This window comes from Azospirillum sp. TSH58 (assembly GCF_003119115.1).
GTDB lineage: Bacteria > Pseudomonadota > Alphaproteobacteria > Azospirillales > Azospirillaceae > Azospirillum.
This window is the reverse complement of sequence record NZ_CP022364.1, coordinates 1,856,966-1,871,890: the sequence shown is the minus strand read 5'-3', so window position 1 is coordinate 1,871,890 and position 14,925 is coordinate 1,856,966. Positions and strand designations below refer to the sequence as shown.

General features: G+C 72.4%; 14 protein-coding genes. 11 read left to right on the top strand and 3 right to left on the bottom strand.

Annotation, left to right across the window (positions count from 1 at the left end):
- The first annotated feature begins 159 nt into the window (after positions 1-159).
- From TSH58p_RS12360 to TSH58p_RS12320, 9 genes are all read left to right on the top strand, one after another.
- Entirely contained in the window at positions 160-591 is a 432-nt protein-coding gene (locus TSH58p_RS12360; protein WP_109071859.1) for a hypothetical protein, read from the top strand.
- A 19-nt stretch (positions 592-610) separates the two neighbouring features.
- Positions 611-1,126 (top strand): tRNA (adenosine(37)-N6)-threonylcarbamoyltransferase complex ATPase subunit type 1 TsaE, encoded by a 516-nt coding sequence (gene tsaE, locus TSH58p_RS12355; RefSeq protein WP_109071858.1) that lies wholly within the window; start codon positions 611-613, stop codon positions 1,124-1,126.
- On the top strand, positions 1,123-2,136 hold the full coding sequence (locus TSH58p_RS12350; RefSeq protein WP_109071857.1) for an aminoglycoside phosphotransferase family protein: 1,014 nt from the start codon (positions 1,123-1,125) through the stop codon (positions 2,134-2,136). The genes tsaE and TSH58p_RS12350 overlap by 4 nt, the downstream gene beginning before the upstream one ends.
- Positions 2,137-2,138: 2 nt before the next feature.
- Positions 2,139-2,918, top strand: coding sequence for a nucleotidyltransferase family protein (locus TSH58p_RS12345; RefSeq protein ID WP_109071856.1), 780 nt, complete (start codon positions 2,139-2,141; stop codon positions 2,916-2,918).
- 114 nt (positions 2,919-3,032) lie between these two features.
- Entirely contained in the window at positions 3,033-6,011 is a 2,979-nt protein-coding gene (gene addB, locus TSH58p_RS12340) for a double-strand break repair protein AddB (RefSeq protein WP_109071855.1), read from the top strand.
- Between the two features lie 151 nt (positions 6,012-6,162).
- A complete protein-coding gene (gene addA / locus TSH58p_RS12335) occupies positions 6,163-9,639 on the top strand; it encodes a double-strand break repair helicase AddA (protein WP_109071854.1) in 3,477 nt (1,158 codons plus the stop codon).
- 211 nt (positions 9,640-9,850) lie between these two features.
- The gene (trxA, locus tag TSH58p_RS12330; protein ID WP_035669691.1) at positions 9,851-10,174 is read left to right on the top strand and encodes a thioredoxin TrxA; all 324 of its coding nucleotides are present in this window, start codon (positions 9,851-9,853) and stop codon (positions 10,172-10,174) included.
- 320 nt (positions 10,175-10,494) lie between these two features.
- Positions 10,495-11,391: a transcriptional regulator GcvA gene (gene gcvA / locus TSH58p_RS12325; protein ID WP_109071853.1), complete on the top strand. Its 897-nt coding sequence runs from the start codon at positions 10,495-10,497 to the stop codon at positions 11,389-11,391.
- 107 nt (positions 11,392-11,498) lie between these two features.
- Positions 11,499-11,699, top strand: coding sequence for a DUF1127 domain-containing protein (locus TSH58p_RS12320; RefSeq protein ID WP_109071863.1), 201 nt, complete (start codon positions 11,499-11,501; stop codon positions 11,697-11,699).
- Positions 11,700-11,702: 3 nt separating this feature from the next.
- On the opposite strand, the gene TSH58p_RS12315 is transcribed toward TSH58p_RS12320, so the two are convergent.
- The gene (locus tag TSH58p_RS12315; protein WP_109071852.1) at positions 11,703-12,566 is read right to left on the bottom strand and encodes a fructosamine kinase family protein; all 864 of its coding nucleotides are present in this window, start codon (positions 12,564-12,566) and stop codon (positions 11,703-11,705) included.
- Positions 12,563-13,036, bottom strand: coding sequence for a low molecular weight protein-tyrosine-phosphatase (locus TSH58p_RS12310; protein WP_109071851.1), 474 nt, complete (start codon positions 13,034-13,036; stop codon positions 12,563-12,565). Before TSH58p_RS12310 ends, TSH58p_RS12315 begins: the two co-directional genes overlap by 4 nt.
- An 82-nt stretch (positions 13,037-13,118) precedes the next feature.
- Between TSH58p_RS12310 and cobB the strand changes: the two genes are divergently transcribed.
- Complete coding sequence (cobB, locus tag TSH58p_RS12305) at positions 13,119-13,880, top strand: Sir2 family NAD+-dependent deacetylase (protein WP_109071850.1); 762 nt, start codon at positions 13,119-13,121, stop codon at positions 13,878-13,880.
- Positions 13,877-14,485 carry a uracil-DNA glycosylase family protein gene (locus TSH58p_RS12300; RefSeq protein WP_109071849.1) on the top strand — a complete coding sequence of 203 codons (609 nt, stop codon included), beginning with the start codon at positions 13,877-13,879 and terminating at the stop codon, positions 14,483-14,485. The genes cobB and TSH58p_RS12300 overlap by 4 nt, the downstream gene beginning before the upstream one ends.
- 1 nt (position 14,486) lies before the next feature.
- Here TSH58p_RS12300 and TSH58p_RS12295 read toward each other — a convergent pair whose 3' ends face one another.
- Positions 14,487-14,840: a metallopeptidase family protein gene (locus tag TSH58p_RS12295; protein WP_014238669.1), complete on the bottom strand. Its 354-nt coding sequence runs from the start codon at positions 14,838-14,840 to the stop codon at positions 14,487-14,489.
- Between the last annotated feature and the right edge of the window lie 85 nt (positions 14,841-14,925).

Here is a 14,925-nt window from a genome sequence, read left to right as displayed (position 1 = left end):
CCGGTCAACCCCGCCGTCAGCCCCGCCCTGCACGCCGGGAACGGCCGGCCCGCGCAAAATGGGGGACGACCTGCCGATTTCCTTCTGGGCGTGCGGTTGCGGTGGGGTAGGATTTGCGCGTTTCCACCGTGCCGGAGCGCCCGCGATGAAGGACTGGCGATGAAGGAACTGCGCTGCCTCGTGTTCACCGACCAGGAGGTGGTGAAGGCCGTGCTCGACCGCCGCCGCCGGATGCGCGAGCCGCTGCCCAACGGCACGGTCGGCAAGGTCACTTACCGCCCCGGCCAGCCCGGCGGCGGCGGGGTGGAGACGCTGATCCAGGTGACCGGGGACGAGGGCGACGACCGCAGCATGACCCTGCACGAGTCCGAGGTCGCGGCGGCGCTGGTGTCCTATTGCATGGGGCGCAAGATCCCCCTGCCCGTCGAATCCGACAAGATGATCCACCTGATCAACGGTGCCCTGACGCTGATGATCACCATGAACTTCAAGAAGCCCCCGCGTCTGGTGGAGGACCGGGTCGAGGCGGCGGAGTCCGCCCCTGCCCCCGCCCCCGGCCCGGTGCCGCGCAAGGCCGCCTCCCGACGTTGACTTGGCCCTATCCAACACGATGACCCAGACCGAATCCTCCCCCCACACGCGCGCCGTGGCGCTGCCGAGCGAGGAGGCGACCGCCGCGCTGGCCCGCCGTCTGGCCGCGGCGCTGGCGCCCGGCGACCTCGTGGCCCTGCGCGGCGATCTGGGCGCCGGCAAGTCCGCCCTGTGCCGCGCCCTGATCCGCGCCGTGACGGAGGAGGACGCCGAGGTGCCGTCCCCGACCTTCACGCTGGTCCAGACCTACGACACCGACATCGGCCCGGTCTGGCATTTCGACCTCTACCGCCTGTCCGGCCCCGACGAGGTGACGGAACTCGGCTGGGACGAGGCGCGCGCCGAGGCCGTTCTGCTGGTGGAATGGCCGGACCGGCTGGGTCCGCTGCTTCCCGCCGACCGCCTCGACATCGAGATGAGCTTCGCCGGGCCGACCGAGCGCCGCGCCCGCCTGACCGGCCATGGCGCCTGGGGGGCGCGCCTGACCACACTCGACCTTTCCGCACTGGACCTCACCGCACTGGACCGGCCGTGACCGACCGCGCATCGCAGATCGCCGCCTTCCTCGCCCGCCACGGGCTGGAGGGGGCCAGGCGGGAGCCGCTGGCCGGTGACGCCTCGGCACGCCGCTACGAACGGCTGACGACTCCGGACGGCGGGACGCTCATCCTGGTGGACACCCCCGCCCCGGCGGAGGATCTGGTGCCCTTCATCGCCATCGGCGCGACGCTGGACCGGCTGGGCTTCTCGGTCCCCGCCATCCGGACGGCGGAGGTCGAGGCGGGCCTCGCCCTCCAGGAGGATTTCGGCGACGGCACCCTGACCCGCCTGCTCAACGCGGGGGAGGAGCCGCGCCCGCTCTACGAGCTGGCGACCGACGCGCTGATCGAACTGCACCGCCGCTTTCCCGTGGAGGAGGCGGCCTGCCTGAACCTGCCGCTCTACGACGCGACCCTGTTCACGCAGCAGGTGGCGCTGTTCGCCGACGTCTACATGCCCGCGGCGACGGGAAAGCCCCTGTCCGACAAGGCCCGGTCCGACTTCGACGCGGCGTGGAACGCGGTGGTGCCGGGGGCCTGCGCCGGGCCGCAGTCGCTGCTGCTGCGCGACTACCATGTGGACAACGTGATGCGGCTGCCCCGGCCCGGCCTGCGGGCGGCGGGGCTGATCGACTACCAGAGCGCCGGGCTCGGCCCCGTCGCCTACGATCTGGTGTCGCTGCTGGAGGACGCCCGCCGCGACCTGCCCGCCGGACTGGAGGGCGTGCTGCTGGACCGCTACCGCGCGGCCTTCCCGGATCGCGACTGGGACGCCTTCCGCCGCTCCTTCGCCGTTCTGGGCGCGATCCGGCACACCCGCATCGTCGCCATCTTCGTGCGTCTGGCGTTGCAGCGCCGACGCGGCTATCTCCTACACCTGCCGCGCGTCTGGCGGCTTCTGGAAGGCCAGCTCGCCAAGCCCGAGCTGGCCCCGGTCGCCGACTGGTTCGCCCGCCATCTGCCGCCGGGAACCCGCGCGGAGCTTGTCGTTCCGGAGCCGGATTGATTATGTCGCCTGTCTCGAAGAAGACCCGTACCAAGACGCCGCCTGTGACCACCGCCCCCGCCAAGGCCATGGTGATGGCCGCCGGGCTGGGCCTGCGGATGCGCCCGCTGACCCTGGAGCGCCCGAAGCCCCTGATCCCGGTGATGGGCAAGCCGATGCTCGACCACGCGCTCGACCGGCTGGAGGAAGCCGGCGTGACCGCCGCCGTGGTCAACAGCCACTACAAAGGCGACATGATCGCCGCCCATCTGGCGGGGCGCACCGCCCCGGCCATCACCCTGTCGCCGGAGGACACGCTGCTGGAGACCGGCGGCGGCGTGAAGAAGGCGCTGCCGCTGCTGGGCGCCGACCCGGTCTATGTGGTCAACGCCGACATCCTGTGGCTCGACGGCCCCTCCCCCACGCTGGCGCGGCTGGCCCGCCACTGGGACCCGGAGGCGATGGACGCGCTCCTGCTGCTGATGGCGACCACCAAGGCGGTGGGCTACGAGGGGCGCGGCGACTACCACATGGACCCGCTGGGCCGGCTGACCCGGCGCGGCGAGATGGAGATCGCCCCCTTCGTCTACGCCGGCGTCCAGATCGTGAAGCCGGAGCTGTTCGGGCAGGACACCCCCGACGGCGCCTTCTCCACCAACCGCGTCTGGGACCGCGCGCAGGAAGCCGGGCGCCTCTACGGCCTCGCCCATGACGGGCTGTGGTTCCACATCGGCACCCCCGACGCGCTGGCCGAGACGGAGGAGATGCTGTCGATGAGCGACGTGTCGGTGGTCACCACCTGACCGGCCACCCGGCCGGCCCTTTGTGAGAATTTTTGTATTCCTTGACGCTTTGTGGTCTCATTGCCCCACATCTAGTATCCTCGCGCGTCTGACGATACAGCTTCCGGGGCAGGCATGAGCGGCAGGGCGGAGCCCAAGGTCTATTCGATTCCCACCGGCGTGTCCTTCGTGGACCAGCTCGCCGCGGGCATCCTGGACCGTGTGGGGAACGACCCGCTGGCGCTGGCCGGGGTGACCGTCCTGCTGCCGACGCGCCGCTCCTGCCGCTCGTTGCGCGAGGCGTTCCTGCGCCGCTCCGGCGGACAGCCGATGCTGCTGCCACGGATGAGCCCGCTGGGCGAGCTGGACGCCGCCTCGCTCAGCCTGACCTCGGCGGAGGAGCTGCCCGGCGTGCCGCTGGAGCTGCCCGACCCGATCAGCGGGCTGAAGCGCCAGATGATGCTGGCCCGGCTGATCCTCCAGGCGACCGGCGTGTCGGCCACCACCGCGCAGGCGGTGCGGCTGGGCGCCGACCTGGGGCGGCTGATCGACGCGGTGTGGACGGAGAACGTCGCCTTCGACCGGCTGGCCTCGCTGGTGCCGGAGGATTACGCCCAGCACTGGCAGGTGACGCTGGAGTTCCTGAAGATCGTCACCGAGCACTGGCCCGCCATCCTCGGAGCCAGCGCGCTGACCGACCCGGCGCAGCGCCGCAACCTCGTGCTGGAGACGCAGGCCGCGCTCTGGCGGGCGGAGCCGCCGCAGGGGCTGGTCATCGCCGCCGGCTCCACCGGCTCGATCCCGGCCTCCGCCGACCTGCTGGCGGTGGTCGCCGCCCTGCCGCAGGGGGCCGTCGTGCTGCCCGGCCTGGACCTGGAGGCCGACGAGGCGAGCTGGGACGCCATCCGCGCCGACGAATCGCACCCGCAATACGGCCTCGCCCATCTGCTGGACCGGCTGTCGGTCGGCCGCGCCGCCGTCCGCCGCTGGAACGACGCGGAGGAGCCGCGGGCGGCCCGCGCCCGCCTGCTGGCCGAGGCGATGCGCCCCGCCGCCACCACGGAAAGCTGGCGGGAGCTGGACGGGCTGGACGCCGCGGCCCTGGACGGGCTGACCCGCATCGACGCCCCGACCGCGGAGGAGGAGGCGTCGGTCATCGCGCTGCTGATGCGCCACGCGCTGGAAACGCCGGGCAAGACGGCGGCGCTGGTCTCCCCCGACCGCAACCTCGCCCGCCGGGTTGCCATGGCGTTGACGCGCTGGGGCATCGCGGTCAACGACTCGGCGGGCCAGCCGCTGGTCCACACCGCGGTCGGCACCTATCTGCGGCTGACCGCCGAGCTGGCCGCCAGCCGCGCCCATCCGCTGGCCCTGCTGGCGCTGGCCAAGCACCCGCTGGCCGCCGGCGGGCACGACCCGGCGGAGTTCCGCCGCTCCGCCCGCGCGCTGGAGCGCACCGTGCTGCGCGGCCCCCGCCCGGCGGAGGGCTTCGCCGGGCTGATCGCCGCGCTGAAGGCCACCGACCGCTTCGACCACCCGGACCAGCAGGCCACTCTGCTCGGCTGGCTGGAAAATTTGGAGACGCTCGCCGCCCCCTTCATGGAGGTGCTGTTCAGCGAGGCCCCGCTCAGCGACCTCGTCCGCGCGCATGTCGCCTTCGCGGAGGCGCTGGCCTCGCGCACCGACGCGCCGGGGTCGGAGTTCCTGTGGCGGCAGGACGACGGCGAGGAGGCCGCGACCTTCGTCCATGAGCTGCTGGAGGCGACGGAGGGCTTCCCCGCCGTGCCGGGCACCGACTATCCGGCGCTGCTCGACGCGCTGATGGCGATGCGCCCGGTGCGCCCGCGCTTCGGCCTGCACCCGCGCCTCTACATCCTCGGCCCGATGGAAGCCCGCCTTCAGCATTTCGACCTGCTGATCCTGGGCGGGCTGAACGAGGGGACCTGGCCGCCCGACCCCGGTGCCGATCCCTGGATGTCGCGCCCGATGCGCCGGGATTTCGGCCTGCCCAGCCCGGAGCGCATGGTCGGCCTGTCCGCCCACGACTTCACCCACGCCTGCGGCGCGGAGGAGGTCGTGCTGACCCGCGCGGAGCGGGTGGACGGCACGCCGACCGTCCCGTCGCGTTGGCTGCTGCGGCTGGAGACGGTGCTGCGCGCGCTGGGTCTGGACGGGCGGATCGAGCTGGCCGGGGAGCCCTGGCTGGCCTGGGCGCGCGGGCTGGACGAACCGGACGCCGTGCGCCCCGTCGCCCCGCCGGAGCCGCGCCCGCCGGTCGCCGCCCGCCCGCGCAAGCTGTCGGTCACCAAGATCGAGAAGTGGATGCGCGACCCCTACGCCATCTACGCCGAGCATGTGCTGCGCCTGCGCAAGCTCGACCCCATCGCCGCCGATCCCGGCGCCGCCGACCGCGGCCAGTTCATCCACGCGGCCCTGGACGCCTTCGTAAAGGCCCATTCCGGCCAACTGCCCGACGACGCCCTGCACCGGCTGCTGGCGATGGGGCGCGAGTCCTTCGGCCCGCTGCTGCACAGCCATCCCGACGTCTGGGCCTTCTGGTGGCCGCGCTTCGAGCGCATCGCCGAGTGGTTCGTCGGGCAGGAGCGCGACCGCCGCCGCACCCTGAAGCCGCTCGCCACCGAAGTGTCGGGCGAGCTGGCGCTGAACGGCCCCGCCGGCCCCTTCCTGCTGACCGCCAAGGCCGACCGCATCGATTCGGGCGGCGCGGGGCTGGTCCTGATCGACTACAAGACCGGCACCCCGCCCTCGACCCGCGAGATCGAGCTGGGCTTCGCCCCGCAGCTGCCGCTGGAGGCCGCCATGGCCGAGGCCGGCGGCTTCGCCGGGGTGGCGAAGAACCGGGTGGCCGAGCTGGCCTTCTGGCGCCTGTCCGGCGGCGACCCGCCGGGCGAGGAGAAGGCGGTGAAGGGCGACCCGGCGACGCTGGCCGCCGAGGCCCGCGCCGGCCTGGAGGAGCTGATCCGCCACTTCGACGATCCCGCCACCCCCTACCGCTCCTGCCCACGCCCGGCCATGGCCCCGCGCTACACCGACTACGCCCACCTCGCGCGGGTGCAGGAATGGTCGGCGGGCGGCGATGGGGGTGAGGGGTGATGTGGGAAAACCATTGCCCCCACCCTAACCCTCCCCCGCTACGCAGGGGAGGGAATCAAGCCCCTCCCCTGCGTAGCGGGGGAGGGAGGGACCCGCGAAGCGGGAGGGTGGGGGCCAAGCACCAAACCGCCCCACACCGTACGACCCGCCCATGACCGTCCTCGACTTCCCCGTCCGCGAACTCCCGCTGGACCCCAACGTCGCGCAGCGGCTCGCCTCCGATCCGCTGTCGTCGGTGTGGGTGGGCGCTTCCGCCGGGTCCGGCAAGACGAAGGTGCTGACCGACCGCGTGCTGCGGCTGATGCTGTCCGGCACCGCGCCGGCGCGCATCCTCTGCCTGACCTTCACCAAGGCGGCGGCGGCGGAGATGTCCATCCGCATCAACCGCACGCTGGGCATCTGGGCGACCCTGCCCGACGAGGCGCTGGAGGACCGGCTCGCCGACCTCTGCGGCGAGCGGCCGAGCGCCGAGACCCGCACCATCGCCCGGCGGCTGTTCGCCCAGGTGGTGGATTGCCCGGGCGGCATGAAGATCCAGACGATCCACGCCTTCTGCCAGTCGCTGCTGCGCCGCTTCCCGCTGGAGGCCGGGCTCGCCCCGCATTTCGAGGTGATGGACGAGCGCACCGCCGCCGGCCTGCTGACCGAGGCGCGGGACGAGGTGCTGCACGCCGGGCGCGCCGCCCCCGACAGCCCGCTCGGCAAGGCGATGGCCCGGCTGACCGCCGAGCTGAACGCCGAGGAGTTCGCCGACATCCTGGCTGAACTGGCCAGCGAGCGCGGGCGAATCCAACGCCTGTTCAAGAGCTTCCGCGGAGTGAACGGCGCGGTGGACGCGGTTCACGAGGCGCTGGGCGTGCCGCCGGGCATCACCGAGGCCGCGATCCTGCGCGACGCCTGCGCCGACCACGCCTTCGACGGGACGAGCCTGCGCGACGCCTGCCGCGCGCTGTCCACCGGCAGCAAGACCGACGAGGAGCGCGGAGTCGGCATCCAGAGCTGGCTGGACGCCGCGGACAGCCGCGTCCGCGCCTTCCAGATCTACGCCCGCCATTTCCTGACGGCGGAGGGCGGCGCGCGCAAGACCCTGATCACCAAGAAGCCGGCGACATCCTTCCCCGCCGCCCTGACGGCGCTGGAGCGTGAGGCGGAACGGCTCGTTTCGCTGATGAAACGGGTTCGCTCGGCAGGGGTCGCGGCTTCCACCACCGCCCTGCTGACTCTGGCCGAGGCGCTTCTGCACGCTTATGGCGCGAAGAAGAAGGCCAAGGCGCTTCTCGACTACGACGACCTGATCCTGTCAGCGAACAAGCTTCTCAATGGCGATGATGATAATAATGTTTCTGCCGTGCCCTGGGTGCTGTTCAAGCTGGACGGCGGACTGGACCACATCCTGATCGACGAGGCCCAGGACACCAACCCGGAGCAGTGGCAGGTCGTCGGCTCCATCGCCGAGGAGTTCTTCGCCGGCCTCAGCGCGCGGGACGGGGGCGAGACTACGCGCACCGTCTTCGCCGTCGGCGACGAGAAGCAGTCGATCTTCAGCTTCCAGCGCGCCGATCCGGCCGAATTCACCCGGATGCGCCGCCATTTCCAGACCCGCGCCAAGGCCGCGGAGCGCGACTGGCACGCGGTGGAGCTGGACATCTCCTTCCGCTCCACCGCCACCGTGCTGCAGACCGTGGACGCGGTGTTCCGGCTGGACAGCGCCAAGGATGGTGTCGCTTCCGAAACGAGCCCGGTGATCCGCCACCGCGCCTTCCGCCGCGGCCATGCCGGGCTGGTCGAGCTGTGGCCCCCGGTGAAGCCGGCGGAGGCCGCCGACCCGCCCGCCTGGGCGCCGCCGGTGGAGCGCGAGGCCGCCGATTCGCCGTCGGCCCGGCTGGCCGCGGTCATCGCCGACACCATCCGCGACTGGACCCAGCGCGGCGAGTCGCTCGAGTCGCGCGGCCGCCCGATCCAGCCCGGCGACGTCATGGTGCTGGTCCGCCGCCGCACCGCCTTCGTGACGGAGCTGGTGCGCGCCCTGAAGGACCGCGCCGTTCCGGTGGCCGGCGTGGACCGCATGGTTCTGACCGAGCAGCTGGCGGTCATGGACCTGATGGCGCTGTGCGACTTCCTGCTGCTGCCGGAGGACGACCTGACGCTGGCCACCGTCCTCAAGGGGCCGCTGATCGGCCTGACCGAGGACCAGCTGTTCGACCTCGCCCACGGGCGGCGCGGCACGCTGTGGCGGGCGCTGGTGGCGAAGGCGGAGGACGACCCGGCCTATCGCCCGGCCCGCCGCTATCTGGGCGCCCAGCTCGCCCGCACCGACTTCCTGGCGCCCTACGAGCTGTTCGCCGGGCTGCTGGCCGCCCCCTGCCCGGCCGATCCGGACGGGTCGGGCCGCCGCGCCATCCTGAAGCGGCTCGGCCCCGACGCGCAGGACCCGCTGGACGAGTTCCTGGCCGTATGCCTGGCCTTCGAGAAGACCGAACCGCCGTCCCTCCAGAACTTCCTGGCCTGGCTGGCGGCCAGCGAGGCGGAGATCAAGCGCGAGCTGGAGCAGGGCGGCGGACGCGTACGCATCATGACGGTGCACGGCTCCAAGGGGCTCCAGGCGCCCATCGTCTTCCTCCCCGACACGCTGGGCACGCCGACCCAGAGCCCGCCGATCCTCTGGCCGGACGAGGGTTGCGCCGTGCCGCTCTTCGCCGCCCGCCGCTCCCAGGAGGACGCGCTGTGCGCCGAGGCGCGCGCCCGCGCCAACCGCCGCCGCGACCAGGAGTACAGGCGCCTGCTGTACGTCGCCCTGACCCGCGCGGAGGACCGGCTGTACGTCTGCGGCTACCAGGGCAGGAAGGAGCCGTCCGACGCCTGCTGGTACAAGCTGGTCGAGGCCGCGATGGGGGAGATCGGCGTGCCGCACCCCTTCGACTTCTCCACCCTCTGCCCGGACGGCTGGAGCGGCGAGGGCTGGCGGCTGGCCGACCCGCAGACATCCGTTCCCAAGCCGGACGGCGCCGGGGCGGGCCGCGTGCTGGCGGCGCAGGCCGCCCCGCCCTGGCTGACCGCCGCCGCGCCGGAGGAGCCGGAGCCGTCGCGCCCCCTCACCCCCTCCCGCCCGGACGGAGACGAGCCGGCGATGCGCTCGCCGCTCGGCGAGGACGACGGGGCGCGCTTCAAGCGCGGCCTGCTGATCCACCGGCTGATGCAGACCCTGCCCGACCTGCCGCCCGACGCGCGGGAGGCCGCCGCCCGCCGCTACCTCGCCCGCCCCGGTCATGAGCTGACGGCGGAGCGCCAGGATGAAATCGCAACCGAAACGATGCGCGTCCTGACCGACCCGCGCTTCGCCCGGCTGTTCGGCCCCAACTCCCGCGCCGAGGTGGAGGTGGTCGGTCTGGTGACCGGGCGCGCCCTGTCGGGCCGGGTCGACCGGCTGGTGATCGAGGAGGACGCGGTGTGGATCGTCGACTACAAGACCAACCGCCCGCCGCCCGTCCGGGCGGAGGACGTGCCGCCCGTCTATGTCCGCCAGATGGAGGCCTACCGCGCGGCGCTGCGCGCCATCTACCCGGAGAAGGCCGTGCGCTGCGTCCTGCTGTGGACCGACACCCCGGCCCTGATGGAGCTTCCGGAGTGAGGCGCGCGCGATAGTCCGCCTCTGGAACTTTTCACCCCCGGCCGCGTTGCACGGGACGGCGGATTGGGTTGACGAGACCGCATTCGCGCCCCGGCTTGACCGGCGAGGGGGGTCGGTCATACATTTTGCCAAATTCCACCGATGAGGGATGGGTCCGCCGCCGGTGGAAAATCGGCGCGGCGGTGCCCCTGAACCCAGGCATAGAGGTCACATGAGCGATCCCATCAAGGTCACCGACGACAGCTTCGAGCAGGACGTGCTGAAGGCCGACGGTCCGGTCCTGGTCGATTTCTGGGCGGAGTGGTGCGGCCCCTGCAAGATGATTGCTCCCGCGCTCGACGACCTCGCCAAGGAGTATGGCGGCAAGGTCACCGTCGCCAAGCTGAACATCGACGACAACCCCGGCACCCCGACCAAGTACGGCGTGCGCGGCATCCCGACGCTGATGCTGTTCAAGAACGGCAACGTCGCCGCCACCAAGATCGGCGCCCTGCCGAAGACCGCCCTGTTCTCGTGGGTCGACGAGGCTCTCTGAGCCACCGTCCCCGGACGATCGGAAAGCCCCGCCCCTCCGGCGGGGCTTTTTGTTTGGGCACCGCAAGACCAACCCCCTCTCCCCTCCGGGGAGAGGGTCAGGGTGAGGGGGCAGCGTGGGCATCAAGCCCACGCCAGGGGATTGCCAAGGGGCAGCATGCCCCTTGGCGGTGCGCGGCAAGCGCACCAGCCCCCTCACCCTCCCCACGCCTACGGCGCGGGTCCCCTCCCTCTCCCCAGGGGGGCGAGGGCTTTTTGCTCCGGTGGTCGCGGGACATCCCCCTTGCGGCCAACCCGTCGGCACCGCAGACTGCGCGGGCCATGGCCTACCGACTGCCGCCCCTCAACACCCTGCGCCTGTTCGAGGCCGCCGGCCGCCACCAGAGCTTCAAGGCGGCGGCGGAGGAACTGCACCTGACCCCCAGCGCGGTCAGCCACGGCATCCAGACGCTGGAGGAATGGCTGGGGGTGGAGTTGTTCCTGCGCGGCAACCGCAGCCTGTCGCTGACCCCCGCCGGCCAGGCCTACCTGCCCCGCGTGCGCGACGCGCTGCAATCCCTGGCGCTGGCGACGGAGAGCGTGCCGGGCCGCGCGCCCAGCGGGCGGCTGTCGGTCAGCGTCGCCCCGACCTTCGCCCTGCGCTGGCTGATGCCCCGCCTGCCGGCCTTCCAGGAACGTCACCCGGCCATCACGGTGGCGCTGGACACCGCCCACCGGGTGGTGGAGTTCCCCCGCGACGGCATCGATGCCGGCATCCGGCTGGGCCGCGGCGACTGGCCCGGTCTGGCCGCGCTGAAGCTGATGGAGGAGGACCTCGTCCCGGTGGCCGCCCCCACCCTGGCGGCGCGCATCGCCTGCCCCGCCGACCTCGCCACCGTTCCGCTGCTCCACGTCGCCGACGTGTCGGAGGACTGGACCGCCTGGGCGGAGGCCGCGGGCCTGCCGCCGTCCGCGTTGGACGGCGGACTGAAGCGCGGGTTGCGGCTGGACGCGATCCACATGGCGGTGGACGCCGCGGTGCGCGGGCTGGGCGTCATCATCGGGCGGCGCCCGACCGTCGATCCGGAACTGGAGTCCGGCCAGCTGGTCGAGGTGATGGGGCCGCGCCTGCGCGCGAAAAGCGCCTATTGGCTGGTCACCGCCCGCGACAGCCTGCGCCGCCCGGAGGTCGCCGCCTTCCGCGCCTGGATGCGGGCGGAGTTCGCCCAGGGGCGGTGACCCGCTTCGGGTGACATCCGCTCACCCGACGATGAAAAGGTCCCGTTTGCCGGAGCGGCGGGGACGGCCCGATGCTGGTGCCTCCATCGCACCCGCCGGAGGCCACCATGACGCCGCACGTCCTCCCCCGCACCGCTCCGTCGCCGGCCCGCCGCCGCCTCCGCACCTTGCTGGCCTGGATCGCCCGCATCCGGGAGGAGCGCCGCCAGCGCGCCGAACTGCTGTCCCTGTCTGATCACGAGTTGCGGGACATCGGCATCACCCGCTACGACGCCGTCACCGAGGCGCGCAAACCGCTCCGGCGCTGATTCTCATCCCACCAGACGCCGCACCGTCCGCTCCACCGACCCGACGTAGGAGCCGCCGAACAGCCGCACATGCACCAGCAACGGGTAGAGGTTGTAGAGATCCCGACGCCGCTCGAAGAAGCCCGGACGGAGGGGGCGGATCTCCCCGTAGCGGCGGAAGAAGGCGTCCCCGAAGGTGCCGAACAGGGTGGTGAAGGCCAGCTCGATCTCGGCGTCGGCGTGGTGCAGCGCCGGGTCGATGAAGGCCGCCACCCGCCCGCCGCGGGCCAGCACATTGCCGCCCCACAGGTCGCCATGGATCAGCGAGGGCGGCCCCGGCTCGCCGATCAGCTCCGGCAGGCGGGCGGCCAGCCGCTCCAGCCCGGCCATCAGACCGGCGTCGATCCGCCCCTCCTCCAGCGCCTTGCGGCCCATGTGCAGAAGGCGGCGGTCGCGGAAGAAGGCGATCCAGTCCTCCGCCTCCCCGTTCGGCTGCGGCAGCGGCCCGATCAGCGTGTCGCGCGGGAAGCCGTAGCGGTCCGCCGTGACGCCGTGCAGGGCGGCGACCAGCTCCGCCGCGTGCTCCTCGACCGCCGGGGTGATGCCGCCGGCGGTGTCAATGCGGTCCATCACCAGCAGCCGGTCGTCCGCGTGATGCACCGCCGGCACCGGCAGGGCGGAGCGTTCGGCCAGATGGCGCAGCATGAAGCCTTCCGGCTCCAGCCCCGTCCCGGTCCCGGAGGCGACCTTCGCCACCAGCCGCCGGCCGTCCGCCAGGGTCACGGCCCACAGCGCCGCGTTGTGCCCCTCGGCCAGCCGGTCGAGCGTCCGCACCGAGCTGCCCAGAGCCTGCTCCAGCTCGGCCCGCAGGTCCGGCGGGCGGATCACAGCCGGTCCCGCCGGATCGCCTCCAGCAGCCCCGCGGCCCCGGCCTCGCAGAGGTCCAGCACCTCGGTGAAATGCATCCCCTCGCCGTAATAGGGATCGGGCACCTCGCGCGTCGGCACGTCGGGGGCGTAGTCGAGGAACAGGGCGACCGTCGCCCGGCTGTCCGGCGGGGCCATGCGCCGCAACTGGGCCAGATGCCCGCCGTCCATCGCCAGGATGTAGTCGAAGTCGGCGAAGTCCGCCGCCGTCACCTTGCGGGCGCGCAGGTCCGACAGGTCCACCCCGCGGCCCTTGGCGGCGCGCTGGCTGCGCGGGTCGGGCGGCTCCCCGACATGATAGCTGTGGGTGCCCGCCGAATCGGTGCCGATGCGGTTCTCCAAACCGGCTTGCCGAACCCGGTCGCGGAACACACCTTCCGCGGTGGGCGACCGGCAGATGTTGCCCGTGCAGACGAACAGGACCTTGACCATCCCGGCCTCCTCCTCTTTGGTTTCCGTCTGTGCTTTCCCGGCCCGAGATCTAGCAGCCGTTCCCCGAACCCGCCAGGGCGCCATGACCATCGCCAATATGACCGCCGCCATCACGACCATCACCAACCATCTGAAGCCGAGCGACTCCATCGTCATCCTGACCGGGGCCGGCATTTCCAAGGAGTCCGGCCTGGACACCTTCCGCTGCGCCGACGGCATCTGGGCCAAGGTCGATCTGGAGGATGTCGCCACGCCGGAGGGCTTCGCCCGCGACCCGGCGCTGGTCCACCGCTTCTACAACGACCGGCGGCGCGGCCTGCGCGACCCCGCGGTGCAGCCGAACGCCGCCCATCGGGCGCTGGCCGAGCTGGAGCGGCGTTGGCAGGGCGACCTGCTGCTGGTCACCCAGAACATCGACGACCTGCACGAGCGCGCCGGGTCGCAGACGCTGATCCACATGCACGGGGAGTTGAACGCCGTCTTCTGCCGCCACTGCCGCAGCAAGGTGGAAAACTGGACCGGCGACCTGTCGGTGGCCGACATCTGCCCGTCCTGCGCCCGCAAGGGCGGGATGCGCCCCGACGTGGTGTGGTTCGGGGAGATGCCCTACCAGATGGAGCGGATCTACCGCGCGCTGGGGGCCTGCGACCTGTTCGTGTCCATCGGCACCTCCGGCAACGTCTACCCCGCCGCCGGCTTCGTGGCCGAGGCGCGCAACGCCGGCGCCCTGACGGTGGAGCTGAACCTGGAGCCGTCGGCGGGCGCCAGCCTGTTCGCGGACTCCGTCAACGGCCCGGCGACCGAGATCGTCCCGGCCTTCGTGACCGAGCTGCTGAGCCTTTGAGCGACGAGCTGAAGGAATTGTTCGAGCAGGCCCGCGCCTGCCGGCTGTGCGAGGCCGTCCTGCCGCACGGCTGCCGCCCCGTCCTGCGCGGCAGCCCGTCGGCCCGCCTGCTGATCGTCGGGCAGGCGCCGGGGGCGCGGGTGCACGCCAGCGGCATTCCCTGGAACGACCCGTCCGGCGACCGGCTGCGCCAGTGGCTGGCCATGGACCGCGCGGCCTTCTACGACGAGAGCCGCATCGCCATCGTCCCCATGGGGCTCTGCTACCCCGGCACGGCGCCGAAGGGCGGCGACTACCCGCCGCGTCCGGAATGCGCCCCGCTCTGGCACCCGCCGCTGCGCGCCGCCCTGACCGGGGTGCGGCTGACCCTGCTGGTCGGCAGCTACGCCCAGGCCCGCTATCTGGGCAACCGCCGCCGGCGCACGATGACCGACACGGTGGCGGCGTGGCGGGACTATCTGCCGGAGTTCCTGCCCCTGCCCCACCCGAGCTGGCGCAACACCGCCTGGCTGAAGACGAATCCCTGGTTCGACGCGGAGCTGGTCCCCGCGCTGCGCCGCCGCGTGGCGGACGCCCTGGATGCCCTGGACGCCCTGGACGGGTGACTCACCCCTCCATGGCTTCGATGCGCTCCATATCCTCGTCCGACAGGCCGAAATGGTGGCCGATCTCGTGGATCAGGACGTGGCGGACGATGGCGAACAGGTCCTCGCCCGTCTCGCACCAGTAGTCCAGGATCGGGCGGCGGTAGAGGAAGATCATGTCCGGCCCGCTGCGCAGGTCGGCGACGCTCTGCCGCGTCATATCGACGCCCCGGTAGAGGCCGAGCAGGTCGAAGGGGCTTTCCAGCTCCATCTCGCGCTCGGTCTCCTCGTCGGGGAAATCCTCGACATGGATCGACAGATTGGCGATGGGGGCCAGGAGTTCCCGCGGAATCGTCTCCAGCGCGTCCTCGGCCATCCGCTCGAGGTCGGGGGTGGAGGGGGGAACGGTATGGGTGTGTGCCGGTTTGCGCATCATACGGGGGAAGGTAGCGCCGCTTGCC

Bases quoted from the DNA above. Each gene is read 5' to 3' on its own strand.
- TSH58p_RS12360 (WP_109071859.1), top strand. From the start codon at position 160: ATGAAGGAACTGCGCTGCCTCGTGTTCACCGACCAGGAGGTGGTGAAG.
- tsaE (WP_109071858.1), top strand. From the start codon at position 611: ATGACCCAGACCGAATCCTCCCCCCACACGCGCGCCGTGGCGCTGCCG.
- TSH58p_RS12345 (WP_109071856.1), top strand. From the start codon at position 2,139: ATGTCGCCTGTCTCGAAGAAGACCCGTACCAAGACGCCGCCTGTGACC.
- addB (WP_109071855.1), top strand. From the start codon at position 3,033: ATGAGCGGCAGGGCGGAGCCCAAGGTCTATTCGATTCCCACCGGCGTG.
- addA (WP_109071854.1), top strand. From the start codon at position 6,163: ATGACCGTCCTCGACTTCCCCGTCCGCGAACTCCCGCTGGACCCCAAC.
- trxA (WP_035669691.1), top strand. From the start codon at position 9,851: ATGAGCGATCCCATCAAGGTCACCGACGACAGCTTCGAGCAGGACGTG.
- gcvA (WP_109071853.1), top strand. From the start codon at position 10,495: ATGGCCTACCGACTGCCGCCCCTCAACACCCTGCGCCTGTTCGAGGCC.
- TSH58p_RS12320 (WP_109071863.1), top strand. From the start codon at position 11,499: ATGACGCCGCACGTCCTCCCCCGCACCGCTCCGTCGCCGGCCCGCCGC.
- TSH58p_RS12310 (WP_109071851.1), bottom strand. From the start codon at position 13,036: ATGGTCAAGGTCCTGTTCGTCTGCACGGGCAACATCTGCCGGTCGCCC.
- cobB (WP_109071850.1), top strand. From the start codon at position 13,119: ATGACCATCGCCAATATGACCGCCGCCATCACGACCATCACCAACCAT.
- TSH58p_RS12295 (WP_014238669.1), bottom strand. From the start codon at position 14,840: ATGGCCGAGGACGCGCTGGAGACGATTCCGCGGGAACTCCTGGCCCCC.